This window comes from Streptomyces yunnanensis, assembly GCF_029011865.1.
GTDB lineage: Bacteria > Actinomycetota > Actinomycetes > Streptomycetales > Streptomycetaceae > Streptomyces > Streptomyces yunnanensis.
Window position 1 is genome coordinate 8058945 of the sequence record NZ_CP095749.1, and the last position, 19754, is coordinate 8078698.

The following is a 19754-nucleotide window of genomic DNA, read 5'->3' on the forward strand; positions in this document are numbered from 1 at the left end:
GGTCACCCCCTGCCCTTCATCTGCCAGGCCAGCGCGGCGGCGAGTTGGTCGGCGGACTGCCCACCGGCGTGCCAGTTCTCGATGTGAACCGACGTGCCCCCGCCAACGTCCTGCAGAGCGCCGTTGGCGGGGGCTGTGCCGGCGGTGGCGAACTGTGGGGCGGAGGGAACGGACACCAGGGATCGCATGGTGCGGTCGACTGCGGGGGCGCCGGCCTTGATGCCTTCGACGATGCCTGAGGGGATGTGCCGGCCGATCTGGTCCCGCATGACACGCGAGGGCGAGTGAATCCCCAGCGCACGGGCAATCGGCCCCGGAATCAAGTCCTTTGCCCACCCGGCGAGGGTGCTTGCCAGCCAAGGACCCATGTTCTTGATCCCGTTCCACAGGCCCGTGATCAGGTCGCGGCCCTTGTTGTAGAGCATGGATCCGAAGTCCCCGAAGTACCCGACGATGCGCCCAGGCAGGCCGCGGACCCAGTCGAGCATTTCGCCGGCCTTGCGCTTCGTACCGTCCTTGATCTCCGACCAATGCCGGATGATCAGCCCGACGAGCGTCCACTTCAGGAAGAAATCGGCGATGCGCTGCGGCAGTGCCTTGACCCAGTCGACGATGGCGTTCCAGACCCGGACGGTGCCGGCCTTGATGTCGTCCCAGTGTTTGATGATGATCCCGGCGAGGGTGAAGTTCAGGAACAGGTCTAGCAGCCACTGACCGACTGACTTGATCTTGTTCCAGACCCACTCCCAGGCGGCGGCCGTGGCTGACTTGATCGCGTCCCACTTGGCGACGATCAGCACGACCAGGCCCACCACGGCGGTGATGATCCAGCCGACAGGGCCCATGGCCATCACCCAGGCAGCAGCCATCCGTGCCGCTTGAATGAGGCTCTGCGCGCCCATGAGGACCCACGCCCCCACCACACGCGCACAGGCAGCGACGGCGGCGCCGCCCTGCGCCACCCAACCGGCAAGGATGGTGGCGTTGGTGACCACGAACCGACCAGCAGCGGTAACGCTGGCGGCGGTCTGCGTGGCCCAGCTCATCACCACCGCCGCGCCCGTGATGCCCGCCTGGGCGGCGAGCGTGATCAGGGTGGGCAGCATGAGCGTGGTGATCACGCCGGCCGCGATGCCAAGGGCGGTGGAGTGCTCGGAAATGAAGCTGCTGGCGGTCTTGAACGCACGGCCGAGGCCACCGTCGCCGAGCCAGTTCACGAGCTTCTCAATCGCCGGAACCACGTAGGTGCCGAGGACTTCGACAACTCCCTGCATGAGCTTCCGCTTGAAGACTTCGACCTTGGTCGCGGCGTTGTCACGCATGGCGTTGCCCGCACCGTCGGCGGCACCCTTGACGTCCCCCAACGCCTTGACCGCACTGGACGGATCCAGGGAGTACAGTGCGTCGCCGAGATCCTCGGCCTTGGTGCCGAACAACTCGGTCGCAATCGCGTTGCGCTCGATGGGGTCCTTAACGGCCCGCAGGGTGTCGAGGGTCTTGTCGAGGGCGCCGTTCGCGCTGCTGCCGCCCTTGCCGATGGCGGCGAACATCTTGTCGGCGTTCAGGTGGAGTTTCTCGAACCCTCCCCGGACCTTGTCCGACCCGGCAACAGCCTCGATGCTGAATTCCTTGATGGTGTCGGCAACGACGTCCGCGTCCCTGGCACCACCCTTGAGCCCCTGCTGAATGAGCCCCATCGCCTGCTGCCCGGACAGGCCCATGTTCCGGAACTGCGTGCCGTACTCCGTGAACGTGTCGAGCAAATCCTCGGCGGAATTCGCGCCGCGCTGCGTACCGCGCACGAGTACGTCCATGGCCTCATCGGCGCTCTTGGCCAGACCGGTTCGCATCATCTGGCCGACGGATCGGGTGACGGCGGATACGTCCTCACCCATCACCGAGGCGGTGTCGGCCACGCGCTTGCCCATGGTGGTGATCTGCTGCTCGGTAGCCTCCGGTGGCAGCAGGCCAGAGCGCGCGATGCCCTTGATCGCCTCGGCACCGTCTTGGACGCTGTCGACGATCGCCCCGGAATACAGCGCGCCGGCGGCCTTGCCGTACTTCGCGGCGGCCGGCCCGCTGGCACCGAGCTGCGCCTGCAATTGGCCCGGAATCTTGGCCTGTTCGAGGGCCTCGCCGATCCCACCGACCAGCGCCGTGCCGATGGCCAGGCCGACCGCGGCGGCGGCGAGCTTCTTGAGCCCCTTCTGTATCGCCTCGGCCGCGCGGTTGCCGCCCCGGTCGGCGCCCTGCTCGACACCGTCGCCGAGCTGGTTACCGGCCTGCCGCCCGGAACGGTCCGCACTGGCGGCCATCCGATCCCCGCCGGCGCGCAGCGCGGCCTCGGCCCGCTGTACGCCCGTGCGGGCGCCGGAGTCGTCGACGGTGATGGTGGCTGCGAGTTCGCCGACGCGGAGGGCCACGGCGCATCACCTCCGGACGGTCGTGCCTCCCGGGGGTGCGGGGGCGGCGGGTGGGGGTGTGAGCACGCGGGCGAGGCGGGACTCGGCGGAGAGAAGGGCGAGGATGCGCACGCGCAGCCAGCGCCAGGACCGGGCCCGCAGCAGCGCCCGGTCGCCGAGGTCGACGCCGTAGATCTCGTGCAGATCGGCCTCGATCAACGGCCAGTGACCGAGGAGTTTGGGCCAGGTCAGCGAGGGCGGTTGCCCTTGCCCCGGGCGCGGGCGGGGGGTGCCTTCGGGCCACTCGTACCACTCGTAGAGCCCCGACTCGGGGTCGACTTCGCCGCGCCCGATCGGGCCCGGCGCGTCTCCCGGTTCGGGGCCAGACGAGAAGGGTCGCCGCCCGCGTTCCAGAACTTCTCGGCTGCGGCCTTGTCCTGCGTGATCCACACCATCGCAGTCAGGGCGGCGTGTTTGAGGGCCGGCCAGGGCACGGCGTCGGCGACCATCTGCGCGTGCGCGCTGCCGAGCACGTCGGCATACAGGTCCCGCTCGGCGGCGTCCCCGAGCACCTGCTCGTCGACGCGTCCGCCGTCGGCCGCTACCGCCGCGGCGTTCAGGAGCGCCTGCGTGCGCAGACCTACCTCGGCGGACGGGGCCGGGACGGTGTAGACGGTGCCCCGGATGGGGAGCTGAATCGTTTCGTCGAGCAGCTCGTCGAGCGCCTCGAATCCCACTACGCCTCCTTCTTGTTCACGGGCGGCGCGTCCCCAACCGGGTTGGGAATCTCGACCAGCGGACCCGATCCGGTAAGAGTGACCTTGATCGTGTCGATTTCGTCCGGCCCGCCGCCCTCGGGCTCCCAGGTGACCAGGGCGGTACCTTCCTGGGCGTCCGGGGCGCCGTTGCGGTCGTAGTACCGCACGCGGACGTAGGAGGCGGCACCGAACGACATGGACGCCCGGCGCAGTGCTTCCTGTGCTGCGTTGAACCGTCCGGTGGTCGGGTGGGCGCGGTGGGCGAGGGTGACCTCGACCGACCACGCCAGCATCGTTACGGCCTGCTCCGACCATCCCTCGGCGTCGTAGGTGGTCACGTCCTGCTGCGTGGGTTCGATCTTGGGGGTGAACTCGGTGATGCCGGGAATCACGGCCCACGTGGGCGGGCCGTCCTTGCCTGTGTCCAGCTCCAGCCGGTAGCGGCGGGCCAGTGCGGTCACGGTCTCGGCCGGCGGCGTCGGGGTTGCCATCGTGGCGCCTCCTATTCGAGGTGTCGGGCCGCGCGGTGGGCGCGGGCGTAGTAGTTGCTGCTGCGCTCCATACGGCCGGCAGAGTCCGCTCCGATCGGCGCGGCCGAGACGCGATAGAGCAGCTGCACGCGGGCCGCGCCCCAGGTGCGGGGGCCGGATCCGTGCAGCACGTCGAACGCCGCGTCGTCGAGGGCGTCGACCTCGCGCGGGTCTGCCCCGGCACGGGTGCGGACCTGAATGCCGGTGGTGGTGTCGGTGAGCACGGGAGAGTCGGCCACCGGGTAGGCAGATAGGCAGATCACGCGATCCGGCGCCGGCGGCATCGCGGCAATGGTGATCGCGGTATCGCCCGGCACATACACGCCGTCGGGCCGGTAGGTACCGACCCCGGCGGCGTCGAGCCGGCGGGCGAGCCCGTCGAGGAGGTCGGCGGTGTAGCTCACGAGCGCAGCGCCCGCCGAACCTGCGCGGCGATCAACGCCTGCACCGTCGCCGACTCCTGCGGCAGTACAGACTCCAGATACTTCGCCGAACGCCCCGGAGAGTGACGGGCGTTGAGATCCTCATGCACCCGGCGGGCGTACGGAGTGTCGTAGGAGACGGCCGCGACGAGCTGCTGCTCGTCGACACTGGCGGCGCCGGAGCGTTCGAGGGTGCCCTCGGCAATCGGCACCTGCTGACGGCTGGCCTGTAGAACGTGCTCGGCGCCGAGCAGCGCGCCGCGGGCGGCAGCCTGCCGGATGGCGGCGGTTGCGGCCTGGCCGTTCCAGCGCAGGCGGGCGGACTGGCTCATTCGCACGTCACCTCCGTACACGCAGGGACCGGCAGGCCGGGGGCGGTGTGCCGGGTCACGGTGAGCGCGGTGGTGGTGCGCCCGTCGGGCAGGGTGATCTGACTCCCGGGCGGGCAGTCCAGCGTCGGCCCGGCAATCACGGTCGCCGTTGCCGTGACCTGGCGGCCGGCGGCGGTGCGCACCATGCGCGGGGCTTCGTCCACCAGGGCACGCACGTTGGGAATGGCGTGCCGGTACTGGGCCCCATAGGCGCCCTCGCCGGCGTACGGCTCGACCGTGATCCGATGCCGCAGCAACACCGCGGGAACCTGGGTCACCACGGCCACACCACCCCCGGTTCAAGCCCGGCCCGGCGTAGGGCGCGGGCGGCGCGCGGGGCCAGCTCGACGCCGCCGGCGGCCGGCGGCTGCCCGGACCGACCCGACAGGGACACCGGGCCGATACTCACCGAGTCCCAGACGCCGCCGGCGCCGGTGCCGTCGTCACCGGTGGCGAGCCAATGCTCGACCTGCGCGCACACGGCATCGGCCAGAGCGGCGCGCACCCGCGCGTCGAGCGGGTCGCCGTCCTCGTCGACCGCGTACACCGCGGTCAGCAGGGCACTGTCGACGTCCTCGGACGCGCGGGTGAGCAGCCGCTCTGCGCCGTCCGGGGCAGGTTCGCCGAGGTAGGCGGCGAGCTGCTCGGGGGTGGCGTACAGGCGCCGCAACATCACTCCCCCCGCGTCGCAGCCGGGTTGACCTGGATGCCGCGCCACACCGCCGCGCCCTTGGTCGTCTTCAGCGCGACGGCGACCGGGCCGAGTTCGACCTCGCCGCGCTTGACGGCGCCGGCGGTGGAGAAGTCCGGAAGCCACTGGCGGACCAGGCCGCCGCCGACGGTCGAGACACCGTGGAAGGCATCCAGTCCCAGGCGCACGGCGTACAGGTCGGTGGTGCCGGTCTTGGCGTCGATGCCGATCACCGGATCGGCGCTGCCGGCCTTGGCGCCCAGGTCGATGAACGGAATCCCGTTGTACGACTCGACCGTCTGCCCGAACGCGTTCTCGGTGCGGCTGTAGTAGCCGGCCCGGCGCGCCAGGCTGCGGATACGGGCGATGGTCTTCTTGTTGCCGAGCAGCGCGCTCGGGGTGTCGTCGAGCAGGCCGAGGAACTCGTCGAGGGAGTCGAGGGCGTTGTGCGCTGCGGGCTGGTCGGCGGGGGTGGACCAGTCGGCCGCGGTCTTGTACTCCGTGCTGGAGCCCGTGAGCACCTTCGACAGTCCCTCGAACCCGGTCGCGGTGGAGGTGTTGCGGGTGCCGTTGATGACCTGGTCGGAGAAGAACGCACGCGCGCTCTTGATCGTCTGCCCCATCTGAAAGGCGACTTCGTTGGTGGCGGCCGGGCCGAGGTTGGACAGGACGCGGTCGATCTCGAAGGCGCCGCCGAGCACGGACAGGTCGACGGTCGCGCGGGACCGCTTGGCTTGCTCGATGCCGTACTCGGTGCCCAGCGGACGGAAAGCCGCGCCGCGCTCGGACACCAGACGCGTGTAGCCGTAAGTCAGCGTGGCGCCGCCGCCGGCGGGGTTCACGACGTCGTCGAAGGTCAGGTTGTCCAGCAGCCACGAGGACTTGCGGAACTCGTCGATCACACGCAGGTCGATGTCGTCCTGCGTGTTCAGCTTGGCGTCGGCGAGGGTGATTGCCATGTGGGTACTTCCTAGGTTTTAGGCGCCAAGCCGGGCGGCGATGGCGTCGCGGAGGGTGGCCGGCTTGGTGGGCGCAGCCGGAGCGCCGTTGAACTCCGCACCGCCGCGGCCGGGGACGGCCGGGGTCGCGCGGTACAGATCCGGATCGGCCTCGACCGCGGCCCGGATCGCTGCGACGAGCTGCTCGTCGAACTTCCCGTCGGCGGGGTCAAGCGCGGCGACAGCGTCGAGGAACGACCGGCTGTTCAGCAGGCGGTCGGCGCGGGCGCCGTGGTCGGCGGCGGCCTTGTAGGCGGCCAGTTCCACGCGCGCCGTGCGCAGCTCGGCGCCGGTCTGGTCGAGCTGCTTGTCGCGCTCGGCGACCGTGGCAGCCAGCGCGGCCGGATCCTGCTCGCCCTGGTCGCCGTTGGGGTTGAGTGCCTTGGTCACCGCGTCGAGGGCGGCCCGCAGCTCGTCGCGCTCGGCGGCGGCCTGCTCGGCGCGCGTCGTGGCGTCGGCGAGCTGCTGCTCGGCGGCCGGGGCCGGCGTCGACGCGACGGGGGCGGACGGCGTCTCTGGGGCCGGGGTGCCGGTGGTCGGCGTGGCCTCGGCGGTAGGTGTGGTGGTGTCGGACATGGGGGTCGGGTCCTTCGTGGTGGTGTGCAGGCATGACAAAGGGCCCGCCATCGGCGGGCCCTTCAGGTCGGTTGGTGCAGCAGTGCCTACTCGGCGGCCTGCTCCTGGTCGTGCTGCTCGTCGGGCAGCCGCATCGTCTTCGCGTAGCCGCGCACCCACGCCGAGCGGCGCAGGTCTCCAGAGGGGAAGGGGCAGGCGGTTACCGGGTCGCCGGAACGGCCGGCTGCCGCGCCCGCGTTGATCGCGCGGACCAGATCACCCCTAGTGCCCATGGACCCTCCCTACAGCCGGTTCTGCCGGTCGTTGCGGGAGTGCCGCGCGGTCTGCGCCGCAGTGTCCCGGACGCCGGTGATCTGCTCGGTGTACTCGGCCAGCGTAGTTCGCGGATGGGTCTCCCACCAGCGAATCAAGTCCTCCGACGCACGCGCATACGCCACGTGTGCCGGGCCGGTGAACAGCGATCGGGGGTCGATGCCGTCGGCCTCGGCCCGCCGGTTGAGCAGGTGCCCGCGCAGCGCGTTCTCGGCCTCCAGCCATTGAGCCGCGATGTGCTCGCGGTACATCTCCCGTACCTGCTCACGGGAGTAGGCCGAGCGTTGCGCCGCGGCGGCGTCCTCACGCTCTGCGATCCACCGTTCAGCGGCGGACATGCCCGCGTACCGGTCGTCGTCGAGCGCGAGGTGCGCCCAGTCGTCCGGGTCGGCGGCCGGCGCGAGGGCCTCGTCGACGGCGGCCCGGTCAGCGAGCTGTCCCTCGACGGTGTGCGCCCCGTGTGCCTCGGCCGGCGGGGCGGGCGAGTGCCGTCGGTCGAGTTCGTCGGCGATCCTCTCGACGTCGCCCTCGCGGCCGTAACGGATAGCCCAGCCGAGGACATCGTCGCCCAGGCCGGACAGGTCGGCCGCCAGGTGCCCGCCGGGGAACACGGTCCGCAGCAGGTCACGGCGGTCCGCCTCGGCAGCCAGCGAGCTCAACTCCCCGGCGTCCGCGCCACGGGTACGGCGGGCGAGCTGCGCGTCGGACAGACCGATCAAGTCCGTCCGGGCGCCGGGCAGGCCGGAGGCCACGTCGCGGCGGTCCATCTCGGCAGCCACCCGCAGCACGTCGTCGTCGCCCAGGTGCGGCAGCACGCAGGCGAGTTCGGTGTCACCGAACGCGGTCAGATCCTCGGCGAGGCGCCCGTGCGGGCGGACACGGTCGAGCAGCTCGTGCTCGTCGCGCCGGTCGGCCTCGGCCTCAATCCGGCCGCGGTCGCGCTCGTCCAGGTGCCCGGAGCCGTGCGCGACGGCGAGCTGCTCGTCGGCCATCTCCGGCAGAGTCCGCTCGTCGCCGGCGCGCACCTGTGCGGCCTCGACGGCGTCTTGCGGCGGACGCGGGGCGGTGCTCGGGAGGTTCCCGGCGCCGGGCTGCTCGCGGTACCGCCGGCGAATCAACTCGGGGTGATCTGCAAGGTGTTCGCGCTGCTTCTTCTGCCACGCGCGCACCTTGGCCTCGGCCGCCCGCTTGCCCTCGGGCGTGGTCGAGGCTGCGGCGCGGTTCTTCCACTTCCGGATACCCCGCTCGATGGCGCGCTGCCGCTGTGTTGCCTCGTACCCGTCGGGATCGGTGGAGTGCTCGACCGGTGCCCGGGTCACCCCAGGCAGGTAGGCACTGGTGGAGTGCCGACAGTTCGGGTGCTGGAACCCGGCACGCCGCGCTTCGTCGAGTGAACCGGCCACCTGCACGCGGACCGTGCGGCCGTCCTCGACGGCGTGCTCGACCTCCACAGTGCGGGCACCGTCCGGGCCGTCCAGGGCCAGCACACGCCCCTCGTAGGGGCGGCACAGCGGGCACTCGTGCGGAGCGTTGGAGACGATCACCAGAGATACCCCGGCGGCGCGGATGCGGTCGCCGTGCGCCTCGACCGCGGCCCGCCCCACGCTGGTACGCACAGCCATTTCGGCGTACGAGGTCATCGACCACGCGCGCCCGCCCTTGTCGACGAACGTCCTCAGGCCCCGGTCGGCAAACCGCTCCATCGCGCGTTGGGTGGCCTGCCGGCGGGTGTCGATACCGAGCAGGGGCGTAGCGGACACCTCGCTGATCACCTGGCGGTAACCGTCCTCAACACCGCGGAGAATGCCGCGGTGCGTGGCGGTGACGCGGTCGATGGTCTCGTGCGCCAGCCGGTCAACGGCCCGCCCGTTCGGGGTGCTTTCAGCGATCCGCCGGACGTCCCCGTCGTGCAGCGCGCCGAGTTCGGCAAGCCCGGCGCGGGCGCCGGTGTTGTACGCCTCGGCGACCACATCGAACACGTCCAGGCTGGTTGCCTTGGCGAGTTCGGCGACGACGCTCTGCGCGGTCCGGCGTAGCGGCTGGATGTCGCGCAGCTTGGCAACCGCCCACCCGGGTGCCTCCAGGCCAGCAGCAAGTTGCCGGGCGACAATGCCCAGCAACCGCTGCTCGGCGTCCGCGTACAGGTCACGAACGCCGGCCGAGAGGTCCTCGACCATTCCTGGGTGGATCGGCACAGCACCCCCCCCCGAATATCCCTCTACTGTAGTTTCAATGCGAGGTCGACCGGGGGATACATGTAAATGCCGTCTTGGTGTGGGCGCAGGAAATAGGAGTACGCCATGGGGTCAGTCGATACCTCCCACGCACCCGAGAGTGGGTTTGAGTCGATGATGCGGGCTATTCGAACCGCGAATTCGGGAGCGCTGCAAGCGCGTATGGATTTTCTCCTACCTTCGTCGATCGAGACGAGTGCGCCGTCCGCCTTGGACCCTTCGACTGGCGCACAGATTCAGACCTATGAACTTGCTTACGAGATCACGGCGACTGTCCTTAGGTCCGGCTGTGTGCTCCCATCTGAAGTTAAGGCGCTAATTGAGTCTCGTCGAAACGAAGAGAAGGCCGCCATCAAGTGCAACAAAGATCGAACGATGCGCGATGTAAGTGAGCGAAAGGGAAGTGTCGACGGGTGTGGCGGAATTGACCCTCGCGAGTTCAGGAGTCGCGTCGAAGGGCGGGCTGGAAAGAACCTTCAGGAATTCATTAGTCGTGAGGTCGGCATTTCTAATGCGCTCATCGCGATCGGCAACAAGAATCTCCATGAGCGAGGAATAATCCTTGTTTCCTATGAATTGGTGAGCGCCTTCTTTGCTCGCCTCTGGGACGCTGTTGCGGTTTTCTTCTCTGGTCTCACTGGCCAGTTCTCCCAACGGTTCAATGAAGTAGAAGAACGGTTTAATGAGTTTGGCGCCTCTATCGATATCTGGTGGGCTCTATGGTAATAGGAGTTCTGTCACCGCGGGTTCGGGTGGGGCCATCCTTCGCCTTCTCTAGCGAGTCCTCAAGTGAGTTTATTTCGGTGTGTAGCTCGTTGTTCTAGATGGCCTCGCGGAGGGCATGCTGATGGATGATGAGCTTCTCTGACTGTCGGACCGCTACTGTCGTGGGTGGCAATCGGTGCTATCAATGGCAGAGCTACTACTGATCTCGACGGCCAGTGGAATGGCCCCGGTCCTGTGACAGGTTCCGGGGCCGGTGTGCTCGGGGGAGTGTGCAACGTGGACGGGAGCGTGCGGCGAGGTGCTCAGCGTTTCTCTCCATGATTTCAGGGCTGGCCTGCCACGGCCCTAAGGAGTTGTCGGCTTTCCTCGGGACCCGCTCGCTGCCACGTGTCACGATGCTATGGCCCCGTGATGATGACCACTTCCGCGCCGGTGGAATTGGAGACACCGCCGCCTGTCAAGCAGGCTGTGACGTTCCCGGCCAGGCGGATTCCGAGACGATTGATGGTGGCCTCGGCGTAGGGGCCGTTGTTGATGGTTCCGGTAGCGCGGGCGACCACGTGCCCTTCCACGCGTTCAGCGGTGAGGATGCTGATGTGGTAGTTGCTGGTTGTGCCGTCCGAAAACTTCAGGACCCCGTTGAGATTGGGATTCTGGATGGCGCCTAGACACGACGTGAGGAAGTTGCCGTCCAGCTTGTCGGACAACAGCAGGCGCGTCGGGTTGTCAGCACAGGGCAGGCCGGGCTCGAAGATTGTTTCGCTGTGGAGCGTGACGGTTTGTTCGGTTGCCTGGACGGATGGATTGTAGGTCGAGTTGGCGGTTCCGAGACCGGCGGCGATGTGTGTCGGCATCAGGAGCCCTCCTTGGCGCTGGAGACCCAGAGAGATGAGTGGACATTGGGGTTCACTCACACGGAGTCGGAATCGCCCTGCCGGTCAGGCGTGGCGTGGGGATTTCGCTCCTTGAGGGAGTTTTTCAATGAATACGATGAAATCCCAGGGGCTGGCAGCGGGCGCACGGGGTATGGCGGGGGCGCAAGGGAGCTCGGCGCAGGCTTGAGGGGCAAGCTCACGTGAATTTTGTGGACATCTGTGGTCGCATTATCTGATGACGGGACAATAATTCGCCAAGGAGTGCATCGTACGCCCATTCGGTGTGTGGCGAGGAAACGGGGGAGCTGCCGCAGGGTGAACGCTATCTCTAGCGGCACTAGTCGAGGGCGCCGGCTTGCATGGGGTCCGGTACAGCCTGTCCGGTCTCGGCGAGGATGCGGTCGACCTCGGCCCGTACGGTGTCGTCGTCCCAATCCGGATGCAATAGACGCACCTTGGTATCGGTGCTCACGGCCTGCGCCTGCTGGAGCAGCGACAGGGTTTGCGCGACCGTCTGCGGGTCCTCACTGACAGAGTCCCCGTAAACGATCACGGGCCGTTCTGGTGTCAGCGCTGGGGTGTAGAGGGCCCGGTCGAGGCGGAGCATCACGTGAAGCATGTCGGCCAGGGCCGGGGCCCAGTATCGCGACTTCTTGTCTCGGGTGGTCATTGACCGGCGCTCGCGGGCGGTGACCTCGGTTGCCGTGGCGGCGGTCGAGTCGCCCAGGCCGAAGGACTGCGCGGAGTATCCGGCGAGCTGTACGGCCTGCCGCATGATTGCGTCGGCCGTCTGCTGGTGCTCAGCAACCCGGATGGCGAACTGCGACAGGGTGATCCCTGACGCGTTGTTGTCGCCTGGCGGGATGCTGAGCGCCTGCCAGATCTCCCGGTCGTCGTCGAAGGATGCGCCGCGGCCGGGGCCGTGGTCGCGCAGGTAGCCGTCGGGCACGATCAACCGGGCGCGGGCGAGGCGGATATCGCGCAGCCACGAAGACCATGTCTCGTCGAGTGCGTCGAACAGGTCGTGTGCGCTTTGGTAGTCGCTGCGGCCGAACGGTGATCCGCGATGCCTGCGGTTGGGGCGGATGTTGGGCACGTAGGCGGCCGTGAGCTGGTCGAGGCCGGTCTCGATCGTGTCGCCCTCGGCGCTGAGGGAGTCGGCCAGCGGTGCCGTCTCGGGGTGTTCCGTGAGCGGCGTCCGAGTGCCGAGGCTGTCGGTGGTGCCCTGGTAAAGGCCGTGCAGGATGCGCCCGACCTCGTGCCGCTCCAAGTGGCGCCAGACCGTGGAGCCGGCCGCGGACAGCTCACGCCAGAAGGTGACGGCGGCGAGCTGTCCCCAGCGGAATTCCGGTATGGCGCAGTCAGCATGCACGGCCGTCAGCAGCGGCCGGGCAGCGAGGGAGGCATCCCACGTGACGCGCAGGTACACCCCGCCAAGTGCGGCAGCCACTTCGGCCGCTTCAAGCAGCGTGTTCGCAATGCCGCCGGCCTCGGTGATCTCGTCGAGCCGGGCCTGCACCGCGGGGTCGGTCACGGTGAATGTGGGCGGTTCGCTGAACAGGAGGTCGGCCGAGGTGGTCGCGATGTCGGCGGGAAGCGGGATATGCAGCCGGGTGTCGTGCCGGCCGGGCTGCGGGTGGCGGTGGCGCGCCCACAGTCGGCGGCGGCCGTCGCGCCGGTGCTGGTGGTCCTGGTGGACGTCGGCCAGGCGGCGCCGGTCGCCGGAGTACCACGCGTCATCGACGCGCATCTCGCGGTACAGGTGGCCGAGCGTCGGCGGCGGCCACGGGGCGCCGTTGTCAGGCAGCGGCACGGGGCGTCACCTCCTCGTCGGTGGGCGCGGGTATCAGGTGGCGCCACTCGTGAGCGGTGGAGTGCACGGCGTAGCGCAGGGCGTCGGCGCTGTGGTCGTCGCGCTTGATCGGGCGGTCTTCGCCGCGGTCGGACGCGGCGGGGTCCCATGCGTAGCCAGGTAGCTCGGACAGCAGGCCGGAGCATGAGGAGTGGACGCGCAGCAGGCCGGAGTCGAACGCGGTCGAAACGCTGCGGATGCCGTCGAGGACTTCGTTTCGGGCCCGTGCGATGCTGGGGTGCCCGTCCGTCCACAACTGTGTGGAAAAGCTTGCTGCACTCGGGTCGACGAACGTCCACTCTGGTTCGACCTGCTGCTCGGCCAGCCATCGACGGATGGCGGCGCTGTACTGCGCGTCGGTCATCTGCCGGCGGGTCTGCCGGGAGTCATGGCGCCATTCGGCGACCGCGTACAGCCGGTCGTCGTCGCCCAGGCCGAGCAGTACGGCGCTGGTGGCGTTGGTGGTGCCGTAGTCGATGCCGAGCCACAATCGGCGCATCGCGGGCAGGGTATCGACGACGTGCTGCCGCTCGTCCCACATGTCGTAGACGGCGCCTTCGGCGACGCACCATGCGCCGTCGATCATGCGTCGTTTCCACAGCCCGACGTACTCGGCGGCGAGCGATGCGACGTAGGCGCGGGACAAGCTCGGGTTGTCGTCGAGGCGGAAGTGCCATGACTTCAGGTCGAGTTCAGCCTCGCGGTCGAGATAGCCCGTCTTGAGCCAATGCCGCGGACCGTCCGGGTTGGTGGTGGCCAGCAGCCGCGCCCCAGGCACGGACAGACGGGCAAGGAGCTGCGTCCAGAACCCCTCGGGGAGCAGCGTTGCCTCGTCGACGTAGGCCAAGCAGGCAGTCAGTCCGCGCAGGCGGCCCTCGGCGCGGGCGTCGGCCGCGCCGATCAGGTGCACGGTCCGGCCGAGAATGACGGCCGTGGTCGCCCCGCGGGTGTGCCGTACCTGCCGGGCGACGGGCCCGAACAGCGCCTCGTCTTGCAGCGGTTCGAGACAGTTGCGCTCGATGGTCTGCAAGCTGCGCCCACAGATCACGATCAGTCCCGATGCGGGCGCTTCGGCCACGGCCAGGAGGAACGCCAGCAGCGAGGCCACGGTCTTGCCGGAGCGCACCGCGCCGTGCCAAAGGCAGATTCGGGCGGTGGCCTGCGCGATGGACTGGAGCTGTTTCCGGGACAGCGGCAGGGAGTCGAGCACAGGCTCACCTCCCGGTGTCGGTCCCTTCGTCCGTCTCGGCCTGGTCGGCGTTGGCGAACGCGGCGCGCAGGCCGCGGGCAAGGTCGGTGAGCATGGACCGGACCTCGCCGGTACCGGTGCCGGCGTCGATCTCGACGAGCCGCGCGGCGCTCGTCAGGTATGAGCTGATGGCTTGGGAGTGGTGGCGCTCATCCTGGGCGGGCGGTTCGTCGGAGATCAGCCGGACGGGTCGGCCGGTGGGCAGCAGCTCAACGCGCACATACTCGGTGGCCTCGACGCGGTCGAGGTTGGCGGAGGCGCGGGCGTACAGGCGGCCGGCGAGCTGCCGGCGCTGCTCGGCGAGGTCGAGCTGCCGCGCCGCAGTGGCCGGAGCGACCCGCGCCCCGCCTTCGAACCGCAGTCCCTCGTCGCGGGCGATCTTCGACACGGTCGAGCTGCTGCGCCCGATGGCGCGGGCGATCTGGTTCCGGGACTGGCCGGCCGCGTGGAGGCGGCGAACCTCGTTGCGGTCCTTGTCGGTGATGGGCGCGGCGATGGCTCATCACCTCCTTTGGGCATGCGAACGCCCCGTCGACCGGGGGGAGGGTCGACGGGGCGTACGTTCAGTTTCCGGGCACGCCGGAGGCGCCGCTCATTAGATCACGACTTGGTAACGGTCGCAAGGTGGATGCCGAGCGCCCGCTCGACGGCGATTCGTATCTCACTGCCCCGGGTGCGTTTGAGGCCGAGTGCCTGCCCGAGCGCCTCGGCCGTCGGTCGCTTGCCGGTCTCCCTGTGCAGGCGCCGGTATGCGGCGACGGCGTCCGTCGGCGCGGCGCCGGTGATCGACGCCGGGGCGCCGGGGGTGGCGTCGTCGTCGAACGGGGCTGGCGTGGGGAGCGGCGGCGCGGTGAACGTGGCGGCGAGGGGGAGCGGCGGCGGAGCGTCGTCGAGGGCGTCGTCGACGGCTGGCGGTCCATCAATGGCGGCGACGGCGGCGGCGAGATCGACCAGGGCCAACGGCGGTGCGGCGGCGTCGGTGACGGTCCGGGTGGCAGTGTAGAGGGCGGCCTGTACCGCGGTGGCGTCGGTGTGGGCGGCGTCGGCGGCGGCCTGAGCGCGGCGCGCGGCGTCGGTAGCGGCGGCAACCGCCGGTGTGATGTCGTCGACGGCGGCGGCGCCGGCGGTGGGCAGCATCCGCACGAGTAGCTCGGTGGCAACCAACTGCGCGACCGGCGGTACGACGGCGATAGCGACACCGAGCAGCGTTCCATCGGCGTGCGCGACGTTGAACGCCAGCGACACCGATGCGAACGCGACGACGGTCCACCAGTACGGCGCGGTCGAGCGGCCGGCGCGACGGGCGCCGATGACACCGACGGTGCCGACGACGGCGCCACCGTCGACCAAGACGGCGAACATCCACACGACGTCGGGCTCGACGCCGTGCTCGGTGGCAAGCGCGGTGAGCGCGGCGAACGACAAGCGGAACGCCAGGAAAGCGAACGCGGCCGTTGCTAGCGCGGCAGCGGCGAGGGGCGCCCAGGTGAGCCGGCCGGCCGCGGGCAGGGGTTGGGTAGGGTTGTGCGTAGCCATTGCGGGGGTTGCTCCCGTGGTGGTTAGGCCCGTCCGGCGGTGCAGTCGCCTGTGACGGGCCGCTTTGGTTACTTGGCGGGTCGGGTGCGCAGGATGCGGTACACGTAGGACTCGCTCACGCCGAGGTCGGCCGCGGTGTCGGCGGGCTTTACGCCGTGGTCGGCGTCCGCGTAGATCAGCCGCGGAGTGATGGCGGCGGCGGCCTCGGCGGCGAGGCGTAGCGCGCGTACCTCGGTGGTGTCGAGTTGGTCGGCGAGGTCGTCGAGCAGGGCCGCGCGTCCCTCGTCATCGGCCTCGGTCGCAGCCCACTGGTCAGCGATGGCGCGCACCGTTTCGAACGGGTCACGGTCTTCGTCGGGGTCGCCGCCGGCCGCGATGATCTCCTCGCGTCGCCGCTGCTCATACTCCGCCATGATGCTGAGCATCTGCTCGGTGAAGCGTTGAGTAGCCGACCCGGGGCCGAGCCCCTGTCGGTCTGCTGCGCGGCGGTTGTGCTCGGCCGTCTCGGGTTTGTCGGCAGGCAGGAACCCCTCCGCGGTGAGCGTGCCCTCGACTGCCGCCTGCTGGCCGGCTGGGGGTGTGGGCTGCTTGCTGGGGTCGCTGCGCGTGTACTGCTCGGGCCGGTCGTCACGTTCCTTGGCCATGTGCGGATCTCCATCGGGATGGGCCCGCCCCGGCGGCTCCGGGGCGGGCGGTCAGTGATCAGATAAACAGTGCGCCCTGCTCGACGTCGGCCGGGTCAAGGTTGAACAGCACCTCGTCGGCCGGCATCGTCGTCCCGACGATCCAACCGCCGCGCCAGGTGCCGTCGACGCGCTCGGCCTGCTCGACAGCCTCGACCGTGTCGGCGATCTCGGCTTCGGCGACATCCTGCTCGGCGGGTGCGGTGTCCTCGACCGGGCGGTGGGCAAACACGCACTGCGAGGAACGCAGCATCTTTTCGACGGCCCACCCGCGGCGGCGCAGGCGGTCGGCGAGGCAGTCGAGGGCGGGGCCGTGCGGCATCTGGTCGCGGCGGATGATCCGGCCCCCTTCGAGCCAGTACACGGCGACGCGGCCGTGAGTGCGGGGGTCGATCAGGTACCCGCGTACGGTCTGCTCGTCCTCGGTCGGCTCGGTGACGTCGTGGTGCTCGGTCATGGTCGCTGCGGCTAGGCCGGCAAGGGCCTCGCGGGCAGCCACGACGTCCGGGTGCGTGGCGTCGGCCGGCGCGCACCCCTCGGCCGTGCCTGCGTGCGCGACGACGACACCCTCGACGACGCGCTGCCCGGTGTCTGCGGGCAACAGCTCGGAGGTGGAGAGGCGACGTCGGGCGAATCCGCCCTCACGCTTGATGTTGGCGCGCACCGCCGGCAGAGCCTCGGCGGCGCGGGTCATGTCCTCGACCGTGGCGCCCTCAACGCGGGCGATCTCCTCGCCGTTGCGGGTCGTGATCGTCCACGTGTCGGACGGAACGCCAGCCGCTACGGCTTGCTGCTCGATGGCAGGCTGCTCGTCCCACAGTTCAACGGCGCGATTGCTCAGGTCCACGAGTGACAGCTCGCTGTCGGTGCGGTTGATGGTGTCGAGGGTGTCGGCAAGTTGCGGGGGCAGAGCGGCGCGGGCGGCGTCGGCTCGGGTGCCCACGTGGCGGGTGCTGCGCATCAGCTCGACAGCGGCCTCGACGGTCTGCGGGGCGCCAAGGGCGGCGATCTGCTCGCGCTCAATGTCGGGCGTGATGGCGGCCTCGCGTTCGGCGGCGCGCTTCTGCGCGGCCCGGAAACACAACTTGCACATCTTCATGCCCTGTTCGTCGAGCAGTTCGCACGCCTCGGCGAGATCGATGTATGCGCGGATCTCTCGGTGGCACAGCGTCTCGTCGTTGCGGGGTGAGAAGTGCAGGGCCTTGCCGTTGCCGACGATGGCGTACGTGACGTTGGCGCGCTCTGCCAGGGGGGGCATGTCCATGGGGGTTGCTCCCGTGGGTTGTTGGGTGCCGGGTGCAGTCCGGCGTTACGCATGTGACTGTACCGTGTTCTGAACTTAGTTCACAAGATCTTCCGTGAAAGGGCCCGAAACCAACTCCGGGCCCTGGCTCACGACGTCACCTCACGCGGCCATCGGGGGCGCTTCCCCTCCCTGCTCCGCCCCGTCCAGCGCGGTCACCAGGGCGAGCAAGTCGTGCCACTCCCACACCCGCCGGCGCGTGAGGGTGAGCGGTACGGGGGCGGGGCACTGGGGGCCCGTGCCGCATGTGACGCTCGGCCCCTGGTCGGGACCTGTGTGCAAGGTGAGTTCACCGCCACACCAGGGGCACGGCCGGTTGGGTACCGGGGTGGCGCGGTGGTCAAGGCCAAGGGTGCGCAGCAGGCGGCCGGCGCACTGGTGCGCCACGCGGGCAGTCTCGTGCAGCAGGTACTCGGGCAGGGGGGTGAACGGGGCCGATACGAGGGTGTCGTCGTCGAGCAGTTCGGGCTCGGTGTCCTCGTCGAGCACCCGGCCCTCGACGTACAGCGCGGCCCAATGCAGGCCGTGTGCGCGGCTGCCGGGATCCGTGGCGCTGCGGTAGTTCCAGCGGCGCGGGTCGTCGAGGTCGGCGTGCTGGACCGCGGCGGCGAGGGTGTCGGCGAGGTCAAACACGGCGCGTTCGATGGCGAGGCCGGTGTCGAGCGCGCCGACGTTCAGCGGGGCCGGGTGCTCGCGCAGCACGAGCGGTGCCCGGTCCTCGACGTCGAGCTGCTCGTCGTCGACGGCGCGCAGCGTGTGCGCGAGTTGGCGCGGGGGCCACGCGTCGGCGGGCGGGGTCTCGATGGCGAGCAGCAGCTCGGCCCAGTGGTTCCGGATGGTCGCGAGGTTCTCGGCGGCGCGAACGGCTACGGGGTTGTGCATGGTTCATCCCTCCCGGGACTGGATTGCTAGGCGGCGTTGGCGCGCTGCTCGGCCTCGACGATGGCCTGCTCGGCGGCGTCAAGGCGGCGCTGCAACCGGCGTACGGCGGCCTGTTGCCCGCCGGCCTGGCGCCGGTACCGGTCGGCCGCGGTGCGCTCGGCCTCGATCAGGGTCCGCAGGTGCGCGGCCTCGGCCGGGGCGTGACGGCCGTAGCGGGCGAGCAACACGTCGATCTGTGCGCGGCGTTCGTCGGGGGCGGTCATCGGCGCACCGCCGAAAGGCGCGGCGTCTCGTACGACGCGATCAGGTCCCCGTCGCTGACGCGCACCTCGGCGTCGGCGGCCGGCCGGTCAACGCGGTGCAGCTCATCGCGCACGATCTCAACGAGGTGTGCGACGTGGAGCAGGGGAGCGGGCAAGGGTAGGGCGTGCTCGGTCCGGGTCACGTGGACCGTGCGGCGGGTCGGGACGATCACGGGGCGGACCTCCGAGGTGTCGAGGTGAGTCGGGCGGGGGCGGGCCGGCCGTCCCCGCGCGCACGGGGGCGGGTTCGACCGGTCGCGGCGTAGGCGCCGTGCCGTTGCCACTCGAATGGACGGCGTGTGGCTGCTGCACGGCTGTATGGGTGCGTTCCTGGGAGGGAGAAACCCCTACAAGCAGGAGGCGTTGTGGCCGGCAAGTTCGAGATGTACGAGGACAAGGCGGGGAAGTACCGGTACCGGCTCAAGGCTGGCAACGGCGAGATCATCGCGGTCGGTGAGGCTTATAACTCAAAGGCCGCATGTGAGAAGGGCATCGAGTCGGTCAAGCGCAATGCGCCAACGGCGGAGGTGCGCGAGATTCGTGAGTCTCGCCGTACTCACAACGCTTAGAACGGCGGTTCTGTGGCGTATTGCGGTGCTGCTGGGGTCTGGGTGGTCCAGGGGTCTGCGGCGGTCTGCTGCGGCTGCTGGGGGGCCTTGTGGTGGCCTGCCTTGGTGACGGTGGCGGTCGCGCGCAGCAGGGACGGGCCGACTTCCTCGACGTCCAGCTCGAACACGGTCCGCTTGACGCCTTCGCGGTCGTCGTAGGTGCGCTGCTTGAGTCGGCCGGTGACGATGACGTGCATGCCGCGGGTGAGGGATTCGGCAGCGTTCTCGGCGGCCTGGCGCCACACGGAGCAGGTCAGGAACAGGCTTTCGCCGTCGCGCCATTCGTTGGTCTGACGGTCGAAGGTGCGGGGGGTGCTGGCTACGCGGAATTTGGCGACGGCGGCGCCGGCGGTGGTGAACCGCAGTTCGGGGTCGTCGACGAGGTTCCCAGCGAGGGTGATCGTGGTCTCTCCGGCCATGGCAGTTCCTCTCTCGTGAACGGTA

At 69.7% G+C, this 19754-nt stretch carries 25 protein-coding genes; 1 reads left to right on the forward strand and 24 read right to left on the reverse strand.

Features of this window, described 5'->3' with window-relative positions; all coding sequences use genetic code 11:
* Window positions 1–2: 2 nt before the first annotated feature.
* The 23 genes from MOV08_RS35150 to MOV08_RS35260 all read right to left on the reverse strand — a co-directional run bounded on the left by MOV08_RS35150 (window position 3) and on the right by MOV08_RS35260 (window position 18875).
* Entirely contained in the window at window positions 3–2423 is a 2421-nt protein-coding gene (locus MOV08_RS35150; RefSeq protein WP_275310290.1) for a phage tail tape measure protein, read from the reverse strand.
* A gap of 6 nt (window positions 2424–2429) precedes the next feature.
* Window positions 2430–2621 (reverse strand): hypothetical protein, encoded by a 192-nt coding sequence (locus MOV08_RS35155; protein ID WP_275310291.1) that lies wholly within the window; start codon window positions 2619–2621, stop codon window positions 2430–2432.
* A 29-nt stretch (window positions 2622–2650) separates the two neighbouring features.
* Window positions 2651–3139 (reverse strand): DUF7426 family protein, encoded by a 489-nt coding sequence (locus tag MOV08_RS35160; RefSeq protein ID WP_275310292.1) that lies wholly within the window; start codon window positions 3137–3139, stop codon window positions 2651–2653.
* Complete coding sequence (locus tag MOV08_RS35165) at window positions 3139–3651, reverse strand: phage tail tube protein (protein WP_275310293.1); 513 nt, start codon at window positions 3649–3651, stop codon at window positions 3139–3141. Before MOV08_RS35165 ends, MOV08_RS35160 begins: the two co-directional genes overlap by 1 nt.
* Before the next feature lie 11 nt (window positions 3652–3662).
* Window positions 3663–4094, reverse strand: coding sequence for a minor capsid protein (locus MOV08_RS35170; protein WP_275310294.1), 432 nt, complete (start codon window positions 4092–4094; stop codon window positions 3663–3665).
* A complete protein-coding gene (locus tag MOV08_RS35175) occupies window positions 4091–4444 on the reverse strand; it encodes a hypothetical protein (protein WP_275310295.1) in 354 nt (117 codons plus the stop codon). The genes MOV08_RS35170 and MOV08_RS35175 overlap by 4 nt, the downstream gene beginning before the upstream one ends.
* Window positions 4441–4761, reverse strand: coding sequence for a hypothetical protein (locus MOV08_RS35180; protein WP_275310296.1), 321 nt, complete (start codon window positions 4759–4761; stop codon window positions 4441–4443). Before MOV08_RS35180 ends, MOV08_RS35175 begins: the two co-directional genes overlap by 4 nt.
* Window positions 4758–5156, reverse strand: a complete 399-nt coding sequence (locus MOV08_RS35185; RefSeq protein WP_275310297.1) for a hypothetical protein — start codon at window positions 5154–5156, stop codon at window positions 4758–4760. The genes MOV08_RS35180 and MOV08_RS35185 overlap by 4 nt, the downstream gene beginning before the upstream one ends.
* Window positions 5156–6133 (reverse strand): major capsid protein, encoded by a 978-nt coding sequence (locus MOV08_RS35190; protein ID WP_275310298.1) that lies wholly within the window; start codon window positions 6131–6133, stop codon window positions 5156–5158. The genes MOV08_RS35185 and MOV08_RS35190 overlap by 1 nt, the downstream gene beginning before the upstream one ends.
* 18 nt (window positions 6134–6151) lie before the next feature.
* Window positions 6152–6748, reverse strand: coding sequence for a hypothetical protein (locus MOV08_RS35195; RefSeq protein ID WP_275310299.1), 597 nt, complete (start codon window positions 6746–6748; stop codon window positions 6152–6154).
* Between the two features lie 86 nt (window positions 6749–6834).
* Entirely contained in the window at window positions 6835–7020 is a 186-nt protein-coding gene (locus MOV08_RS35200) for an Rmf/CrpP fold protein (protein WP_039638359.1), read from the reverse strand.
* Window positions 7021–7029: 9 nt separating this feature from the next.
* Window positions 7030–9255, reverse strand: a complete 2226-nt coding sequence (locus tag MOV08_RS35205; protein ID WP_275310300.1) for a phage minor capsid protein — start codon at window positions 9253–9255, stop codon at window positions 7030–7032.
* Between the two features lie 354 nt (window positions 9256–9609).
* The gene (locus MOV08_RS35210) at window positions 9610–9948 is read right to left on the reverse strand and encodes a hypothetical protein (RefSeq protein ID WP_275310301.1); all 339 of its coding nucleotides are present in this window, start codon (window positions 9946–9948) and stop codon (window positions 9610–9612) included.
* A 470-nt stretch (window positions 9949–10418) separates the two neighbouring features.
* Entirely contained in the window at window positions 10419–10874 is a 456-nt protein-coding gene (locus MOV08_RS35215) for a hypothetical protein (protein WP_275310302.1), read from the reverse strand.
* Between the two features lie 358 nt (window positions 10875–11232).
* Window positions 11233–12708, reverse strand: coding sequence for a phage portal protein (locus MOV08_RS35220; protein ID WP_275310303.1), 1476 nt, complete (start codon window positions 12706–12708; stop codon window positions 11233–11235).
* Window positions 12695–13957, reverse strand: coding sequence for a PBSX family phage terminase large subunit (locus MOV08_RS35225; RefSeq protein WP_275310304.1), 1263 nt, complete (start codon window positions 13955–13957; stop codon window positions 12695–12697). The genes MOV08_RS35220 and MOV08_RS35225 overlap by 14 nt, the downstream gene beginning before the upstream one ends.
* Window positions 13958–13961: 4 nt before the next feature.
* Window positions 13962–14492, reverse strand: a complete 531-nt coding sequence (locus MOV08_RS35230) for a helix-turn-helix domain-containing protein (protein WP_338057430.1) — start codon at window positions 14490–14492, stop codon at window positions 13962–13964.
* A 104-nt stretch (window positions 14493–14596) separates the two neighbouring features.
* A complete protein-coding gene (locus tag MOV08_RS35235; protein WP_275310305.1) occupies window positions 14597–15532 on the reverse strand; it encodes a DUF2637 domain-containing protein in 936 nt (311 codons plus the stop codon).
* Between the two features lie 68 nt (window positions 15533–15600).
* Window positions 15601–16176, reverse strand: a complete 576-nt coding sequence (locus MOV08_RS35240; RefSeq protein ID WP_275310306.1) for a hypothetical protein — start codon at window positions 16174–16176, stop codon at window positions 15601–15603.
* Window positions 16177–16234: 58 nt separating this feature from the next.
* On the reverse strand, window positions 16235–17479 hold the full coding sequence (locus MOV08_RS35245; RefSeq protein WP_275310307.1) for a hypothetical protein: 1245 nt from the start codon (window positions 17477–17479) through the stop codon (window positions 16235–16237).
* 141 nt (window positions 17480–17620) lie between these two features.
* On the reverse strand, window positions 17621–18400 hold the full coding sequence (locus MOV08_RS35250; protein ID WP_275310308.1) for a hypothetical protein: 780 nt from the start codon (window positions 18398–18400) through the stop codon (window positions 17621–17623).
* Window positions 18401–18426: 26 nt separating this feature from the next.
* Complete coding sequence (locus MOV08_RS35255; protein ID WP_275310309.1) at window positions 18427–18663, reverse strand: hypothetical protein; 237 nt, start codon at window positions 18661–18663, stop codon at window positions 18427–18429.
* Window positions 18660–18875: a hypothetical protein gene (locus tag MOV08_RS35260; RefSeq protein ID WP_275310310.1), complete on the reverse strand. Its 216-nt coding sequence runs from the start codon at window positions 18873–18875 to the stop codon at window positions 18660–18662. Before MOV08_RS35260 ends, MOV08_RS35255 begins: the two co-directional genes overlap by 4 nt.
* A 192-nt stretch (window positions 18876–19067) precedes the next feature.
* On the opposite strand from MOV08_RS35260, the gene MOV08_RS35265 reads away from it, so the two are divergent.
* Window positions 19068–19271 carry a YegP family protein gene (locus tag MOV08_RS35265; protein WP_102924295.1) on the forward strand — a complete coding sequence of 68 codons (204 nt, stop codon included), beginning with the start codon at window positions 19068–19070 and terminating at the stop codon, window positions 19269–19271.
* On the opposite strand, the gene MOV08_RS35270 is transcribed toward MOV08_RS35265, so the two are convergent.
* Window positions 19268–19729, reverse strand: a complete 462-nt coding sequence (locus tag MOV08_RS35270; RefSeq protein ID WP_420834239.1) for a single-stranded DNA-binding protein — start codon at window positions 19727–19729, stop codon at window positions 19268–19270. The two genes, MOV08_RS35265 and MOV08_RS35270, sit on opposite strands and share 4 nt — an antisense overlap.
* Window positions 19730–19754 lie beyond the last annotated feature (25 nt).